Origin of the sequence: Bifidobacterium asteroides (genome assembly GCF_019469425.1) — a bacterium.
Taxonomy (GTDB): domain Bacteria; phylum Actinomycetota; class Actinomycetes; order Actinomycetales; family Bifidobacteriaceae; genus Bombiscardovia; species Bombiscardovia asteroides_I.
Map to the genome: position 1 here is coordinate 1,245,783 of NZ_CP048272.1, position 15,471 is coordinate 1,261,253.

13 protein-coding genes are annotated in these 15,471 nt (G+C 58.6%); 5 read left to right on the top strand and 8 right to left on the bottom strand.

The genetic code is table 11. The annotated features are described in order from the left end of the window. Positions 1-159 precede the first annotated feature (159 nt). The 3 genes from GYM67_RS05115 to GYM67_RS05125 are packed head-to-tail and all read right to left on the bottom strand — an operon-like array spanning position 160 to position 3,672. Positions 160-1,494 (bottom strand): ABC transporter permease, encoded by a 1,335-nt coding sequence (locus tag GYM67_RS05115; RefSeq protein WP_220235913.1) that lies wholly within the window; start codon positions 1,492-1,494, stop codon positions 160-162. Further along, positions 1,481-2,674 (bottom strand): ABC transporter permease, encoded by a 1,194-nt coding sequence (locus GYM67_RS05120; RefSeq protein ID WP_220235914.1) that lies wholly within the window; start codon positions 2,672-2,674, stop codon positions 1,481-1,483. The genes GYM67_RS05115 and GYM67_RS05120 overlap by 14 nt, the downstream gene beginning before the upstream one ends. Before the next feature lie 41 nt (positions 2,675-2,715). Continuing rightward, positions 2,716-3,672 carry an ABC transporter ATP-binding protein gene (locus GYM67_RS05125; RefSeq protein ID WP_220235915.1) on the bottom strand — a complete coding sequence of 319 codons (957 nt, stop codon included), beginning with the start codon at positions 3,670-3,672 and terminating at the stop codon, positions 2,716-2,718. A 180-nt stretch (positions 3,673-3,852) separates the two neighbouring features. On the opposite strand from GYM67_RS05125, the gene GYM67_RS05130 reads away from it, so the two are divergent. Together GYM67_RS05130 and GYM67_RS05135 are read left to right on the top strand one after the other, a co-directional pair. Continuing rightward, complete coding sequence (locus GYM67_RS05130) at positions 3,853-5,100, top strand: sensor histidine kinase (protein ID WP_220235916.1); 1,248 nt, start codon at positions 3,853-3,855, stop codon at positions 5,098-5,100. Beyond that, positions 5,097-5,750: a response regulator transcription factor gene (locus tag GYM67_RS05135; RefSeq protein ID WP_220235917.1), complete on the top strand. Its 654-nt coding sequence runs from the start codon at positions 5,097-5,099 to the stop codon at positions 5,748-5,750. Before GYM67_RS05130 ends, GYM67_RS05135 begins: the two co-directional genes overlap by 4 nt. 51 nt (positions 5,751-5,801) lie before the next feature. Here GYM67_RS05135 and GYM67_RS05140 read toward each other — a convergent pair whose 3' ends face one another. Further along, positions 5,802-8,336 carry a UvrD-helicase domain-containing protein gene (locus tag GYM67_RS05140; RefSeq protein ID WP_220235918.1) on the bottom strand — a complete coding sequence of 845 codons (2,535 nt, stop codon included), beginning with the start codon at positions 8,334-8,336 and terminating at the stop codon, positions 5,802-5,804. Positions 8,337-8,525: 189 nt separating this feature from the next. After that, a complete protein-coding gene (locus GYM67_RS05145; RefSeq protein WP_220235919.1) occupies positions 8,526-8,819 on the bottom strand; it encodes a hypothetical protein in 294 nt (97 codons plus the stop codon). Positions 8,820-9,066: 247 nt separating this feature from the next. Here GYM67_RS05145 and GYM67_RS05150 point away from each other — a divergent pair, with 247 nt between their 5' ends. Further along, entirely contained in the window at positions 9,067-9,657 is a 591-nt protein-coding gene (locus GYM67_RS05150; RefSeq protein WP_220235920.1) for a xanthine phosphoribosyltransferase, read from the top strand. A 38-nt stretch (positions 9,658-9,695) separates the two neighbouring features. Here GYM67_RS05150 and GYM67_RS05155 read toward each other — a convergent pair whose 3' ends face one another. The 3 genes from GYM67_RS05155 to GYM67_RS05165 form a co-directional block, all read right to left on the bottom strand. After that, positions 9,696-10,688: a D-2-hydroxyacid dehydrogenase gene (locus GYM67_RS05155; RefSeq protein ID WP_220235921.1), complete on the bottom strand. Its 993-nt coding sequence runs from the start codon at positions 10,686-10,688 to the stop codon at positions 9,696-9,698. A gap of 72 nt (positions 10,689-10,760) precedes the next feature. Then, a complete protein-coding gene (locus GYM67_RS05160) occupies positions 10,761-11,930 on the bottom strand; it encodes an aminotransferase class I/II-fold pyridoxal phosphate-dependent enzyme (protein ID WP_220235922.1) in 1,170 nt (389 codons plus the stop codon). Between the two features lie 340 nt (positions 11,931-12,270). Beyond that, positions 12,271-13,215 (bottom strand): sugar-binding transcriptional regulator, encoded by a 945-nt coding sequence (locus GYM67_RS05165; RefSeq protein WP_220235923.1) that lies wholly within the window; start codon positions 13,213-13,215, stop codon positions 12,271-12,273. 154 nt (positions 13,216-13,369) lie between these two features. Here GYM67_RS05165 and deoC point away from each other — a divergent pair, with 154 nt between their 5' ends. Beyond that, entirely contained in the window at positions 13,370-14,020 is a 651-nt protein-coding gene (gene deoC / locus GYM67_RS05170) for a deoxyribose-phosphate aldolase (RefSeq protein WP_220235924.1), read from the top strand. A 92-nt stretch (positions 14,021-14,112) separates the two neighbouring features. After that, the gene (fucP, locus tag GYM67_RS05175) at positions 14,113-15,459 is read left to right on the top strand and encodes an L-fucose:H+ symporter permease (protein ID WP_220235925.1); all 1,347 of its coding nucleotides are present in this window, start codon (positions 14,113-14,115) and stop codon (positions 15,457-15,459) included. Positions 15,460-15,471 lie beyond the last annotated feature (12 nt).

Consider the following 15,471-nt stretch of genomic DNA (forward strand, 5'->3'; position numbering starts at 1 on the left):
TTCTTCAGTTGTACTGCATTTGGCTTTGGCGCTATCTAAAACTTCAGCTGGCTCTATTATTCAATAATAATTTCATATCCGGTAACTTACCGCGAGCAAAACCGTCGACAGATTGGACAGCGATGGGTCTGGCCTGAAGATTATATGAATGCAGGTAAGCTACCCGATCATACTAGGATCGGAGCCAGCAAGAGCGACCAGGGTGGCCCGGGTGCGTGTCAGGCGGGAGACCATGAGACCAACGCAGGAATAGGCCAGTGCGAACAAGGCAACCACAGTAAGCGGAAGACCCCAGGAGGCCAGATCTGCCGCACTTGTATCCACTATTGATTGGACAGCGGTGTTGTACCACCAGCCCGGAGTCAGTTTACCGATGGTCTGCATGACCGGAGGCAGGCTGCCGCCGGTACTTGACCCGGAGGTGAACATAACCACCAGGCCGAAGATGACGCCTACAGAGTTTATGAGCGAAGAGGAAGGATTGAACTGAGCAAGCATGAATCCGAAGGATGCCGCCGATACCGCGAATATCAGCATGGCGAAAAAGCTCAGCAGCACCCTCCCCCAGCCCAGTGAAGTCAAGGACACCCCAGAAGCCGCCATACTGAAGGCAACGAGTGCCACATAGTAGGCCCAGGAGATGCCTGCCAGGATGAGGGCTGCCGTGAGCTCCTGTCCATTCAGACTGCTTGATCGCATTGGAGAGGCAAGCAGGCGCCGACGTCGGTCAGGAGAGCTGAACGCGGCGAAGAGCGTGGCGACGCTGACCGTCAGCGCTGTCATCAAGGGAAAGGCAGCCAGGCCAACTGTCGTAGCGAAGCCTTCCGACAGTGCTCTATTGTCGCCCTTTGGGCTGGCATGGATGCCCACATGTGGCTGCTTGTCGGCATAGTGGGCCACTGCATAGGCGGCAGCACCATTGAACACTGCCGACGAATGCAGCTCCATCGAGCCGTTTTGTCCTCGACCTGCAAGCAAAGCAGAACGAAGAGCATCAAAATAGCTGTCCACCTGCAGTTGTGCCAGACTGCCGCGGCTGGAATTATAGGAGGCCGCCGTTTCAACTTTCGGGAAACCAAGCGTCTTACCGCCGCTGGGAGCTTGGGCAGCAGTGTCTTCAAGCGCCTCAAGGAAGCGTTGCCCATATCCGGCTGGGATGATAATGGTCAAATCGCTTTTGCCGGATACATTTGCGTCCTGCAAAGCCTGTGGCCTATCTTCGACTGTCACCAGCTGGGCCGACTTGCTCAGATACTGCTCCAGACCCCGGCCCAGCTCGCAACCGACCTGGTCACCGCAATCCCTGTTGATGACGGCTACCTTCGCACGTGCGGGTTCGAAGCGCCCAACCGAGCTTGAGGCATTGGCACGCACCGCGGCCTGCATATTCGTGGAACCGATGACAATCATGACCAGGCTCATGCCCACCAGATACAGGAGGAGGTAGAACTTATGCGCCCAGATGACGCGCAGTGCTGTTTTACAAGTATTCATACCGTTGTTTCCTTAGGAGCAGACCACAGGCAGCCAGGAAGAAGGCGGCCATAATGACCAGGATGCCGCAGGTGCGGGCGAAAGGTGCCAGGCTGTCGTAGTAGACGATGTCGTAGAAAAGGTTGGAGACCTGCTTGACGGGGTTGATCAGGTGCAGGACCGGAGCGCGTTCCTGTATGGCATTGTTGAGGTCCATAGCCAAGCTGCCATAGAGGCCGATAAAGGCACTCAGGGTGCAGTCGATGCCGACGACCAAACCAACCTTCGTTTCGATGGGGAGTTTGGGAATCGCACCCATCATAGAGCCGAAAGCGGTAGCCATAAAGGTGCCCACGGCGATGGCTATGAGTGCTATCGGGTCACGACCGCCGATTTGCACGCCGCAGACTGTTCGGACGAAGATATAGGCGACTAGGAGGCTGACTGCGGAGAAGAGCCAGGAGGCCAGAAAGGCACCCGCTGCCTGCCGCCACTTGGGGCTGGGAGAACTGGCCCGTCGGGCTCCCAAGGCTGAAAGGTTGGGCTGAGTCCTGGCAATCATCTCAGCTGCGGTGCTGGCACTGATAAGACAGGCCATAGCGAGCACAGCGAAGAAGTAGGGCGCGGTCATCGAAGGGTGGATGTGCGTCAGGCGGATTTGCTTGGTGTAGGTCTGTCCGCCGGATCGCACCAGAATTTGAGTACTTGGTGAGGATTTGGTAGACCTTGCGGATTTTGCTTGGTTGAAGCTGCCCAGCGAAGCGGAGAGAATGGAGACCGCTATGCCTTCGGAAGCGGTTGAATCGGATTGGATGCTGGCTGCTTCACGGTCGCACAGGACCATGTTGACCAGACCGTCAGAGCCCGCGTACAGGTATCCGATGTCTTTCCGGCTATCCAGACGCGTGTCTGCTTCGGCCTTGGTAGCCACCGTCGTCGGGATAAGCAGCTGAGTGTCGTCGGACCCAGCCTTGGGTTTCTTCGATAGTGAGGAAACCAGCTCGTCAGCACCTGGGCTGGCTTTCCAGTTGCTGTCCGAGACTATGGCGAAATGCTGTGCCTCGGCAGTGTAGCCGTCTTGCAGGTTGCCCATGATGCCCAGCATCAGAGCGGCCAGAATGACCGGAAAGGCCAGGACCCAGAAAAGGGAGGAGGTGTTGCGTATCGAGGTCTTGACGTTGATCAGGAATGAGTTCCACATAGATATGTGCTCCTTACGGCAATTGAGCCTATGGACCGCGCTCAGTCACGCAGTTCCTTGCCGGTCAGCTCCAGGAAAACGTCGTTGAGGGATGGCGGACGGCTGGTCAGGTGGCCGTAGCTGGTCTGGGTGGATTCCAGGACCGTCAACACGTCCTGCAGGTTGTGCTCGCCCTGGCGGCAGCGGATGACCAGCTCCTTGCCGTCATAGTCGACAGATTGAGCCAGAGGCAGGGCGCGGATTTTGGCCAGTGTGGACTCCTGCAGGTCCAGAGTCTCGACGGTGACCTGCTCACCGGCCTGGACCATGCCCTTGAGTTCCTCAGCCGCGCCTAGGGCGATCTGACGGCCATGGTCCATAATCATGATCCGCGTACAGATCTGCTCCACCTCCTCCATGTAATGGCTGGTGTAAACCACGGTGGCCCCCTGGTCGTTCAGCCGTTCGATGCCCTCCAGAATGGCGTTTCGGCTCTGGGGGTCAACGGCGACGGTGGGCTCATCGAAAAAGATGAGGTCGGGCTGGTGGGCGATGCCACAGGCGATGTTGAGCCTGCGCAGCAGGCCGCCCGACAGCTTGCCCGGGCGGAACTTGCGGAAATCGCCCAGCCCCACGAAGTCGATGGCCTGCTCGACCAGGTCCTTGCGGTCGGCCTTCTTGGGCACGTAGAGGGAGCAGAAATAGTCGATGTTCTCCTGGACGCTCAGTTCATTGAAGACGGCCACATTCTGTGGAACCACGCCGATATGACTTTTGAGATCGTAGGAGGTCGGGGTCATCTCCTGCCCGAATATGCGAACCGTTCCCGATTCAAAGCTGAGCAAGGCCAGGATGCAGTTGATGGCAGTTGACTTGCCTGAACCGTTAGGGCCGAGCAGTCCGAATACCTCGCCACGACCGACTTCCATGTCGAAGTGGTCCAAGGCCACCGTGTCACCGTAGCGCTTCACCAATGCGCTGACCTTCAAGGCCGGCTCTTGCTCATGTGAACTGTTCATGATTCCATCATCCCAGCTGCAGCTGGCCCAACACCGTGACAGTTGTCATCAAAATTGTAAAATGCTCGAATCAGATTAATGACATCTGTCATGGGTGCTCCCGCCTGTGGATCGGCGCAGGAACGGGTAGTCCGCCAATTACTATTTAGGACAATAGAGCAACAGGGCGAGGAGACATTCATGGGCAGGATAGCTGGCTGGCTGGCCCTGGTTGGTCTGGGGGCCTTATGCGGATCATGGTATGGTTCAGTGGTTTCAGCAACCCTGATCGCTGGCCTCTTGGCCTCGGTAGCAGTAGGAGCCCTGTGTGAATGGACGTTGCCAGCGCCAGGTTCCATGTTGGGTGGTGCCCTGGTGTCGCTTTTGGCAACATTCATACCAGTCTGGCTTTTCTTTTTGCCAGCGCTGGCTTTCGAGGCGGGAGTTGGACTCGGAGCCATAGTCCCGACTGCCGGATCAGTCGGCATGAAAGACTCCCTGGCCAAGGACTCTAGGCTGCTCTTGGACCTGTTGCCGGCATTCTTCTGGCTGATACCTGCCATCACTGACCTCATACTGTTCAGAGGCCTCACCCAACGCTATGCGCTGCTGACTTTGTTGACATCAGCACTGGCGCAAGGCGGCGGTCTGGCATGTGCGCGCTTAGCGGAGGCTAAGGAGCGTGTATGGCAGATTGAAGACACCGGGCGCTACCAGATTCGCCAACTGCGCGGCCGCATCAACGACCTGGACGAGGAGAGGGCCCAGGCGACCCGGATGGCACACTTATCCGAGCGGACCCGAATCGCCCGAGACATTCACGACAATGTGGGACACCAGCTCACCCGTGCCATCGTGCAGATCCAGGCTGGCCGCGTGGTGGCTCAAAGCAAGGGTGACCAGAGTGCCGAGCAGCTACTGGACAGTGTCGGCAAAACCTTGGACGAGGCCATGACCACAATTCGTCGTTCCGTGCATGACTTGGAGGATGAGGGCACTGACTTCGCATCCCAGATGCAGGAAGCCAGCTCCGAAGCTTCGACGGGGCGGTTGCAGGTCGATCTGAACAATGGCATTGAGGCAGCGCCTGCACCAGTGTGCCGTTGCTTGGCCACCATTGTTCGCGAGGCCCTTACCAATACGGTCCGCCATTCTTCAGCCAAGTCAGCGCAGGTTATCCTGCGCGACCTCCCAGCCTTCTGGCAGATGGTGGTGCAGGACGACGGCGGGATTCAGCAATCGCAGCCTGACAGCTCGCACTTAAAGAAGCCAGAGCTCCATCGCGGCATGGGGCTGGCCGATATGGAGGCCAGGGCCAGGGCCTTGGGCGGCACGGCCAACAGCGGCCCCAACCAGCAAGGATGGAAGGTCTTCGTATCCTTGCCTAAGGAACCTTGGTTCTACCACACCCCAGCCGAGCATGAAGAGGGTAGGAAGGTAATGGCATGAAAGTCGCTATCGCTGATGATGATCCGATCGTCTGCTCATCCCTGTCAACGATTTTGACGGCAACCGGTACTGCAGATGTGCTCTGGACTGCCGGTGACGGCCAGTCAGCCCTCGAGAGTTTTCAGGCAGCTGGAGGAAAGCCAGACGTTCTGTTGCTTGATGTGCAGATGCCTGGCATGGATGGTCTGGAGGCGGCGGAACGCATCATCGCCATGGATTCGGCTGCCCGTGTGCTCTTTCTAACCACCTTTGCAGACAAGGAATATATTTCACGCGCCCTGGCCTTGGGCGCCAAGGGGTATGTGATCAAGCAGGACGTGGCTTCAGTGGTGCCGGCTCTGCAAGCCGTCATGGCGGGACAGACGGTTCTTGGAGCTGAGGCCGTGGCTAATCTGTCACTAGGCAATAAGGACACACAGTCGCAAAAGAATCCGGCTGAGCCTGTTCCCCGGCGCTTCCAAACACTGACCGACCGCGAACGCGAAATCGTCGCTCTGGTGGCCGGCGGCCTCAACAACCAAGCCATCGCCAGGCGGCTCTGCCTCAGCGAGGGCACTGTCCGCAATCACATCTCAGCCATCCTGGCCAAGACCAACCTGGCCAACCGCACTCAGTTAGCCGTGGAATGGCTGTCCTCGCAAGAGTCATGAGTGCATAGTTCCGGCGGTCTCGTCCCTGGACAGGCTCCGAGTCTCGATCGTTCAGAGTTTTTCTATCGGTGCCAAGCGCAGCATCAGCCTCTTGGTTCCCTCGGAACCGAAGTCCACGGTCAAGACCGAGTTGTGCCCCTTGTCCTGAATATCGACCACCTTGCCCAGGCCATACTGATCGTGGGCCACCCTGTCGCCCAAGGAGAAGTCCTGAATGGACAGGCCATTCGACTTGGGCTGGCCCGAGGCCCTGCCAGTGTGTGCGGATGACGATGAGCTTGCTGTGCTGTGCCTGGTCGTAACTCTTCCGCTTCTGGAAGAGGAGCTACGAGAGCCATATCCGGATGATTCGAACGACCGCTGCGAGGAGGTCCGCGAGCGCCCATGCACATTATGGGAAGAGCCAAAACCGGAGCCGGAGCCGAACCCGCCGAATGAACGATGACCGAACGCACGGCTATCGCTTTCACCCTCGAAGCCGCCGAATTCGTCCTCGTCGTCACCAAGGTCCCAGCCTGCGCGCATCCGCTCATTGCTTGCCTGCCGACGCTTCCAGTCAATCAGCTCGTCAGGGATGTCGTCCAGGAACTGGCTGGGCAGCATCTCATTGACCTGCCCCCACTGTGAGCGGACGGCCGCCCTCGTCAGGTAAAGACGTCTCTTGGCACGGGTCACGCCCACATAGGCCAGCCGACGCTCTTCCTGCATCTCGTCGGCATCCTCGAGGCAGCGGGAGTGAGGGAAGGTTCCCTGCTCCATGCCAGTCAGAAAGACCACCGGGTACTCCAGGCCCTTGGCCGTGTGCAGGGTCATCAGGGTCACTTTGCCTGAGTCGTCGCCCAAGCCTGGCAGCTGGTCTGAATCGGCCACCAGTGCCGTGGTCTCCAGGAAGCCCGCCAGCGTAGCGTCAGGAGTCTTCTGCTCGAACTCGGCAGCCACAGACTGCAGCTGTCCAAGGTTCTCCAGCCGAGAGGCATCCTGCGGGTCAACGGACTTGCGAAGCTCGTCCAACATGCCGGACTCCTCCAGGACCTTCTCAACAATCTGCGATGGCTTGGCATCGTGCTCAGAGGCAAAGTCGGTCAGGGAGCTGATCAGATCCCTGAAGGTCTTCATCCGCTTGACCATCAGCGTGGAAGCTCCGGGCACTTCCTCAATATGCTGCACCCCCTCCCAGAAGGAGACCTGATGCAGATCCGCATAGGAGGTCGCCGCCGCCTCGGCACGTGCGGCCAGGCCCCGCTTGGGCACGTTGAGTATCCGACGCATGTTCACGTCGTCCTGGGGATTGGCGATGGCGTGCAGGTAGGCCAGGGCGTCCTTGATCTCCTTGCGCTCGTAGAAGCGGGTCCCGCCCACCAATTGATAAGGCAGACCGGCGTTGATCAGCCCCTCCTCCAGGGCGCGGGACTGGGCGTTGGCCCGGTACATGATGGCCATGTCGGAGTAGGGAATGCCCTCCTCGCTGCGCAGTCTGGCGATCTCGGTGGCGATCCAGGCGGCCTCCTGCTGGGCGTTGTCGGCTGCGTAGCCCACGATGGGCTCCCCCTTGCCCAGGGCGGTCCAGAGCTTCTTGGGCTTGCGGCCTTCATTTTTGACAATGATGGCATTGGCTGCATCCAGAATGGTCTGGGTGGAACGGTAGTTCTGCTCCAGGAGGATGGTCCGGGCCCCAGGGAAGTCCTTCTCAAAGTCCCTGATGTTGCTGATATCGGCCCCTCGGAAGGCATAGATGGACTGATCCGAATCACCCACCACGGTGATCCAGGCCTGGTCTTGCTTGCCTGCATCGGCACCGGCAAGCTCGCGCATGAGCACATACTGGGCATGGTTGGTGTCCTGGTACTCGTCCACCAGCACGTAGCGGAAGCGATGGTGGTAATACTGCGCCACCATCGGGGATTGCTGGAGCAGCTGGACGGTGCGCACAATCAAATCGTCGAAATCGACGGCGTTGGCCTGAGCCAGCCGATGCTCGTACTCGGCGTAGATCACGGAGTAGAGCTCCTCCTCGTTGCCGAAGCGGGCGGTAATCTGCTGGCCGCGCTGCCCGGGCCGGTAGTCGGGGGCATACTCCTGCAGCTGCGTGTGCCAATCCTGCAGGTTGTTCTTGTAGTCGGATATGTGGCTCAAAATGTTTCTGGGCGTGTAACGCTTCAGATCGATGTTGAGGTCCTTGCCAATCAGTTTGATCAGGCGCTCGGAATCGGCCGTGTCGTAGATGGTGAAGCCCGATCGCAGACCGATCTCCTTGCCATCCCTCCTCAGAATGCGCACGCAGGCCGAGTGGAATGTGGACACCCACATGCGGTCGGCCACGGGTCCGATCAGCCGACGCAGACGCTCGCGCATCTCGGAAGCTGCCTTGTTGGTGAAGGTGATGGCCAGGATCTGGCTGGGCCAGGCGCCGAACTGGCTGAGAATCCAGGCGATCCTGCGGGTCAGCACTCGGGTCTTGCCAGAGCCTGCGCCTGCCCCGATCAGCAGGGCCGGCCCCTGGTATTGAACAGCCTCGGCCTGCTGATCGTTGAGCCCCTTGAGCAGCTCCTTGGCGCTGCGCTGGATCAAGTCCGGTTCCTCGTTCACAAGCCACCTCTTGCCATCTGGTCTCGGTCACCGTCACAGGCCGGATGGCGCACACCCGGCAACCAACTATTTCTACCACAAAGCGGTGTCATCGACCTTGGCTCAGGGGTCAGCCAGCAGATATAAAAATCCCGTCCGCTTTCGACGGGGAAAGCGAACGGGGTAAATCGGGGAAGTCAGATGACCCGGTCAGTTGCGCATTTGGTCCTTGGCGTTGTTGGCGGCCTCAGTGGCGCCCTGCTCAGCCTTTGCCTTGCCCACCTTGACATCGGCCTTGGCCTGGTCCATCTTGTCCGAAGCGGCGTCCTTGGCATCGGATGCCTTGTCCTGGGCAGCGTCCTTGGCGTCGCCCATCTTGTCGGCAACGGCATCCTTGGCATCGGATGCCTTGTCCATAACGGTGTCCTTTACATCGCCTGCGACGTCGGAAATCTTCTCGCCGGCAGACTTCATGGCATCCTTTGCATCATCCAGAATCCCCATATGGTCCTCCTTAGGTCCTTTAACGCACCGCGACGATGCGCGACCAATGCGGTCAATTTTCACTGTAACAGTCAGGACCTTGAATCCGCGGATTGACGGGCTGACACGCCAGGAAGACACTCCAATCCGCTGGAGGTGAAACCTGGCGGATCAGGGCGGCCTGACCACAGTCCCAGAACCGGGTTATCTTGGTGTCTATCCGCCGGGACCACAGGGGCCCCGCATTCATGACGACAAGGACGATGACATGCAGGAACTCGAGGAGCGAATCCGCCGCCAAGGCACGGTCAAGCCTGGCAATGTACTCAAGGTGGACGCCTTCCTCAACCATCAGTGCGACGTGCGGCTCTTTGACCACATGGGCGCTGAATGGGCCCGCCTATTCGCTGGTCACAGGATCGACAAGATTCTGACCATTGAGGCATCCGGCATCGGCATCGCCTGCCTGGCCGCCCGCCACTTCGGCGACGTGCCGGTGGTCTTCGCCAAGAAGACCCAGTCCATCAACCTTGACGGCGACCAGTACACGGCCCGCATCTACTCCTTCACCAAGCAGCGCGAGTACCCCGTCATTGTGGCCAAGCGCTTCCTTACGGAGGGCGAGCATGTGCTGATCCTTGATGACTTCCTGGCCAAGGGCAACGCCCTGCACGGTCTGATCGACATCTGCCATGATGCCAAGGTCGTCATTGAAGGCATCGGCATCGCCGTGGAGAAGGGCTTCCAGGAGGGCGGCCGTACCCTGCGCAAAGAGGGCTACAACCTCAAGTCCCTGGCCATTGTGGAAAACATGGACCCGGACCAGGGCACCATCACCTTTGCGCACAATCCCGCCTGAGCAGGCCGGCGCCCGGTCCGGGTCGCGGAAACATAGCGTCAGTCCACCTGATGCTCGCTGGTGCCGCCCTCCAGAATGGTCTTGACGTCATTCAGGGAGATGTTGACCATGGCGTTCACGGCGGCATCGGTGTAGAAGCCGATGTGGGGTGAAACCTCCACATTGGGCATGGCCTTGAGGGTCTCCAAGGCCTGGTTGCCGACCCTGGCTCCACTCAGGTCCTTTTCGAAGATGCCAGCCTCCCCCTCGATGGTATCGATGGCTGCACCGGCGATGGACTTGGTCTGCAGGGCCTCAATCAGCGCCGGGGTGTCCACAATGGGGCCGCGGGCGGCGTTGACCAGGAAGGCCGAGGGCTTCATGGCATCCAGGGCCTGCGCGTTGATCAGATGGTGGGTGGTCTCGTCCAGCGGCGTATGGACGGTGACGATGTCGGCCCGCTTCAAAAGGGTGGGCAGATCCACATAATCAAGAGTGTCTGCCAGCTCTGGGCGGTGAACCGGGTCGTTGGCGATGACGGTGGAACCCAGGGCCCGGAAAATCCTGGCAACGGCCGATCCGATCTTGCCTGCTCCAATGATCCCCACGGTCAGGTTGTGGATCTCGTGGGCCTGAAGCCCAGCCCAAGTATAGTCGTCCTTGGCCTCGCGAGCGCTGGCCTCCCCCAGATGCCGGACCAGACGCATGACCTGGGCCAGGACCAGTTCGGAGACCGACCGGGGCGAGTAGGCAGGCACGTTGGTGACGACTAGTCCATTCTCCCGGGCGGCCTGCAGGTTGACGATGTCATAGCCCGTAATCCGCAGGGTCAGCTGCTTGATGCCATAGTCCTTGAGCCGCTGGTAGAGCTCGGGCTCGGGCAGGGCCGCGTGCTGCTGGATGACGATGCCGTCGTATCCCTTGATCATGTCCACGGTCTTCATCCCCAGATCGTGGTCGGTAGTATCCACCTGAATGTCATTGGCTTGCGCCCAGGCCCGAATGGCCTCCTGCTCGTCGGGGCGTACTGAATACATAAGAATGCTGGTCATTGTTCCTGTCCTTGGTAACTGCCTTCGTCGATTGTTGCTAGATGATGATTGTCGAATGAATCGCCAGAAGGATCAGCCGCGATTTTGGCGCATATAGTCGCCGATCCGCTCCACTGCGGTATGCAGGTCCTCCATGGAGGCCGCATAGGAGATGCGGACGTAGCCTTCCCCACCGGGCCCGAAGCTTGCTCCGGGGATTACCGCCACCTTGGCCTTTCGAGCCAGGTCGTAGACGAAGCTCCAGCTGTCGCGCATGCCCTCGGGAAGCTGGGCGAAGATGTAGAAGGCACCCTTGGGATCGATCACGCCCAGGCCGACCTCGGGCAGGGCCTTGGCCAGATAGTCCCGCCGCTTGCGGTAGGCCTCGCGCATCGGATCCGTGTCATTCATGCCCTTAGTCAGAGCCTCCTGGGCGGCATACTGGGCGTTGGTGGTCACCGAAGTGATGGTGAACTCGTTGACCTTGCTGATTTGGTCAATGACGTCGGCTGGGCCAGCGGTGATGCCGACCCGCCATCCTGTCATGGCATGGGACTTGGAAACCCCGCCAAGCACGACCGTCTGCTCGGGCAGGATGGCGCCCATGGATACATGGGTGTCCTGGTAGGTCAGCTCGGCGTAGATCTCATCGCTGAGCACGAAGAAGCCGTGCTTGCGCGCCACCTGGGCCAGAGCCTCCAGATTTTCACGGGCATAGGTCACGCCGGTGGGGTTGGTCGGATAATTGAGCACCAGGGCCTTGACCGGACCATCGCTGTTTTCGACGGCGGCCTCCAGCTTGTCCGGCTTGAGAATGAAGCCGTCATCGGATGTGTCGACAAAGACGGTCTTGGCGCCGCTCAGCTGGGCAATGGGAATGTAGAGAGGAAAGATGGGCGTGGGCAGAATGACCGTGTCGCCCGGGTTGATCATGGCCGTGAGGCCCGAGAAGATGCCCCCGGTGGCCCCGGCCGTGATCACTATCTGACTGTCAGGGTCGTAGTCCAGCCCGTACTTGGCCTGAAGGTAGTCGGCTGCCGCCTTACGCAGACTGGGCATACCGCGACTCTCGGTGTAATGACTGTGATTGTCTTGGATGGCCTGGATGCCCGCCTGCTTCACGTGCTCGGGGGTGAAGAAGTCAGGCTCACCCAGGGTCAGCTTCACAATGCCGTCTATTCCGGCGATCTCCTTGTTGAACTCGAGAATGTCGCTCGGTGCCAGAGCTTTGACCCTGGCATTCATATGCTCCGCCAATGTCATTGGCTTGTCCTTTCCCATGCGGTTACTACAACCATTGTCGCTGGTGCTGCCCTACCGACTATGCGGTGACGATGCACGGGAAATGCTGTCGACGACTGCAGGGCCGGTGGGTTCCGATCCGTGCAACCGTTCCTACAAGGCACGCGGCGTCACAGATCGAATCCGTGCCACCAATAGGTAAATCGTGTGCCCTGCATGCTGAAACCTCCTGCGGAATCTACAATCAGCATTACTACTCAGTATACAGCGAAGCTTAGGCAAGCTTATATACCCGACCATTATTTGACCAAGCGCTCGTGCGAGAGTGTGCAGCACAATTCCCCCGATTGCCCCGGCTCTCTCATTCCTCAAACAGCCGCATGGCAGCCTGCGAATCCGTGATAAGCACGTTGGCATAACCGCCTTGAAGAGCCGCCCGCATGGACGCTATCTTGGAAGGCCCTCCCGCCACCAATATGGAGCAGGGCTTCTTGCGCAGCCGATGAAGTCGTATTCCCACCGTTCTTGCGTCAATATTGTCATCCGCAATGGAGCCATCGGCAGCTATGAATCGTGAAAGCACATCGCCGACGGCCTTATGCTGGAGCATGGTGATTTCTTTACGGGAAAGATACCCTAGCTTGAAGAGCATGGCATCGTCCCGAACGGTTCCGCAGGTGAACACGGCGATATCGGTCCGGTCCCCCTGACGAACGATCGCGTTTATGAAACGGTCCTTGAGCACAATGTCCCTAGTCAATGCATTGTCGAAGATGACCGGCAAGGGCAGCACTGTTGTTGTGGTGCCGAAAGCCATGCCGAATTTCAGGGCGATATCCGCGGCATAGTTGTTGAAATCGGATGCGGAGACGCTCCCCTTCAGCTGCACCACCGACACATCCTTGTGCTCATTCGGCCGCAGATGATCGGCTACGGCCTTGAGGGTCCTTCCCCAGCTGATGCCCAACCGGTCATGGTCTCCGACAATCTCGGCCAAGTAATCTGCTGTAACCGCGCCCAGTTTACCCCTGATGACATCTTCATCGCCGGTCGAGTCATATGTCAGCCTGACCTCGCGCAGTCCGAATGCCACTTTGAGTCTTCTGGCCAAGGACTCCAGATCAGTCTGCGGGTCCGCGATGAGCACGCGGACAAGCCCCTCCTGCTTAGCGAATGCCAGGAGACGCGAAACCGTAGGACGGGAAACATTCAGTCTGCGGGCGATGGCGCTCTGGCCTAAGCCCTCCTCGTAATACCAGTGGCAGACTGTGACAGCTTGATTTCTATGCTGTTCATCTTTGATCATAAAACCTTCTCCTCTCCTGCTCATGTGGAACCAAGATGCAAAAGAGCTTCACGGCTTGTCGGCAATTGAGCATTAATTTCTGAACATATGTTCATTTTAGCATTTCACTTCTGTTCATTCACTGTTACGGTTAGGCCAACAAGGAGGCAACAACATGCAGATCAATCGCCTCATCGATCACACCCTGCTCAAACCAGACGCAACGCTCGCGCAAATCGACCAGGTCATCGACGAAGCCCTGAACAACCATTTCTATTCAGTCATGGTCAATCCCCACTGGGTTTCCCACGTCCATGAAAGGGTAAGGGGGTCGGATGTCCTGACTGCCTGCGTCATCGGCTTCCCCCTCGGCGCCAACACCACTGCTATCAAGGTCGCCGAAAGCCGGGAAGCCATCGCGGACGGAGCCGATGAACTGGATATGGTGATCAACATCGGTGAAATGGCAGGCGGACGGGAAGACCTGGTTGCCAAGGACATTCGTGCGGTTGTCGAGGCAGTCCATCAGGCAGGAAAGGTGATCAAGGTCATCATTGAGACTGCCCTGCTTAGCGATGAACAGATTGCTCGGGCCAGCATGCTGGTGGCTGATGCAGGCGCCGATTTCGTCAAAACATCCACCGGATTCGCCAGCCGTGGCGCCAGTGTGCACGACATAGAAGTCATCAAACAAGCAGTCAATGGAAGAATCCACATCAAGGCAGCCGGCGGCATCCACACCCGGCAAGAGGCTGAAGCCCTGATCGACGCAGGCGCTGAACGGCTGGGCACTAGCTCCAGCATGGCCATCATCGGCAAAGCCTGACTTCGGCATCCGGGGGCGCGCCCCCGGGCCGACTCTTATATTCTCGGTGAACGCAATGCGGCGTCCCCGAATGCAAACCCAAGGAGGGGTTCATGCAATCACCGACCTTTCATCTGTTCAAACTCCACGCGCAGGAATTGGATGACGGTTACCTGGACAGGACGCCTATGCTCCAGTACATCCTGCTCTCCTGCCTGTTCCCCCTTTGGGGTGCGGCCGCCAGTCTCAATGACATACTCATCACCCAGTTCAAAACCATTTTCACCCTTTCCAATGTCGCCAGCGCCTTTGTGCAGACGGCCTTCTATCTTGGCTACTTTCTGATAGCCATACCGGCTTCGCTGATCATCAAGAAGACCTCATACAAGGTCGCCATCATGATCGGCCTTTCGCTGTACACCATCGGATGCTCGTTCTTCTTCCCCGCCTCGCGCATGGCCACCTATGGTTTCTTCCTAATCGCCCTGTTTGCCTTGGCCTGCGGTTTGAGCTTCCTGGAGACCTCGGCCAACACTTTCAGCTCCCTTATGGGGCCGAAGAAGTACGCCACCCTGCGGCTGAATATTTCTGAGACCTTTTACCCGCTCGGAGCCATAGCCGGCATACTCCTAGGCAAATACCTGATTTTCGGTGCAGGCCAGAGCCTGGAGAAGCAGATGAAAGGGCTTCACGGACAGGCCCGCATCGCCTTCGGCGAGCGCGCGCTTCAGCACACGCTGCTACCTTATAAATGCATCATTTTCGTTCTGCTAGTCGCCCTTGTGCTTTTCGCGCTGACACAATTCCCCTCAGGCAAGCCCAAGGTGGATGCGACTAAACAGCATCCTCAGGCGCGCATCAGTGAAACTTTGGTCTATCTGGCGCATAATCGCCGCTTCCTTTGGGGCATTTTCACCGAGTTCATGTATGTAGGAATGCAGACGGCCGTCTGGTCCTTCACCATCAGATTGGCCATGGAGCTCAATTCCTCAATCAACGAACGCTTGGCATCGACTTTCATGGTCTACAGCTATGCGGCCTTCTTCGTAGGCAAGGTCATTGCCAACTTCATGATGAAGTCCATGCATCCCGCTCGGGTCCTGCAATGGTTCTCGGCATTCGGACTGGCTGCCCTGGCCTATATCCTCCTTGTGCGCAACATGAGCGCCGTCTATGCGGCCATTCTCCTCTCAGGTCTGTTCGGACCCTGCTGGGCAACCATCTACTCGGAGACCTTGGATACCGTGACCGACAAGCGCCACACGGAAACAGCAGGGGCCATCATCGTCATGTCCATCGTGGGCGGGGCCTTCATCCCTGTAGCGCAGGGATTCGTCGCGGACATCTCGAACATGTCCCTGTCCTTCCTTGTCGATGTGGTCTGCTTCGCCGTCGTCTGCGCCTATTCCACAGCAAAGATGCGCGCCTTCAAAGCTGAAGGCGCTCAGCAAAACCAATGAAAGGAACCCCAA

Bases quoted from the DNA above. Each gene is read 5' to 3' on its own strand.
- GYM67_RS05115 (WP_220235913.1), bottom strand. From the start codon at position 1,494: ATGAATACTTGTAAAACAGCACTGCGCGTCATCTGGGCGCATAAGTTC.
- GYM67_RS05120 (WP_220235914.1), bottom strand. From the start codon at position 2,674: ATGTGGAACTCATTCCTGATCAACGTCAAGACCTCGATACGCAACACC.
- GYM67_RS05125 (WP_220235915.1), bottom strand. From the start codon at position 3,672: ATGAACAGTTCACATGAGCAAGAGCCGGCCTTGAAGGTCAGCGCATTG.
- GYM67_RS05130 (WP_220235916.1), top strand. From the start codon at position 3,853: ATGGGCAGGATAGCTGGCTGGCTGGCCCTGGTTGGTCTGGGGGCCTTA.
- GYM67_RS05135 (WP_220235917.1), top strand. From the start codon at position 5,097: ATGAAAGTCGCTATCGCTGATGATGATCCGATCGTCTGCTCATCCCTG.
- GYM67_RS05145 (WP_220235919.1), bottom strand. From the start codon at position 8,819: ATGGGGATTCTGGATGATGCAAAGGATGCCATGAAGTCTGCCGGCGAG.
- GYM67_RS05150 (WP_220235920.1), top strand. From the start codon at position 9,067: ATGCAGGAACTCGAGGAGCGAATCCGCCGCCAAGGCACGGTCAAGCCT.
- GYM67_RS05155 (WP_220235921.1), bottom strand. From the start codon at position 10,688: ATGACCAGCATTCTTATGTATTCAGTACGCCCCGACGAGCAGGAGGCC.
- GYM67_RS05160 (WP_220235922.1), bottom strand. From the start codon at position 11,930: ATGACATTGGCGGAGCATATGAATGCCAGGGTCAAAGCTCTGGCACCG.
- GYM67_RS05165 (WP_220235923.1), bottom strand. From the start codon at position 13,215: ATGATCAAAGATGAACAGCATAGAAATCAAGCTGTCACAGTCTGCCAC.
- deoC (WP_220235924.1), top strand. From the start codon at position 13,370: ATGCAGATCAATCGCCTCATCGATCACACCCTGCTCAAACCAGACGCA.
- fucP (WP_220235925.1), top strand. From the start codon at position 14,113: ATGCAATCACCGACCTTTCATCTGTTCAAACTCCACGCGCAGGAATTG.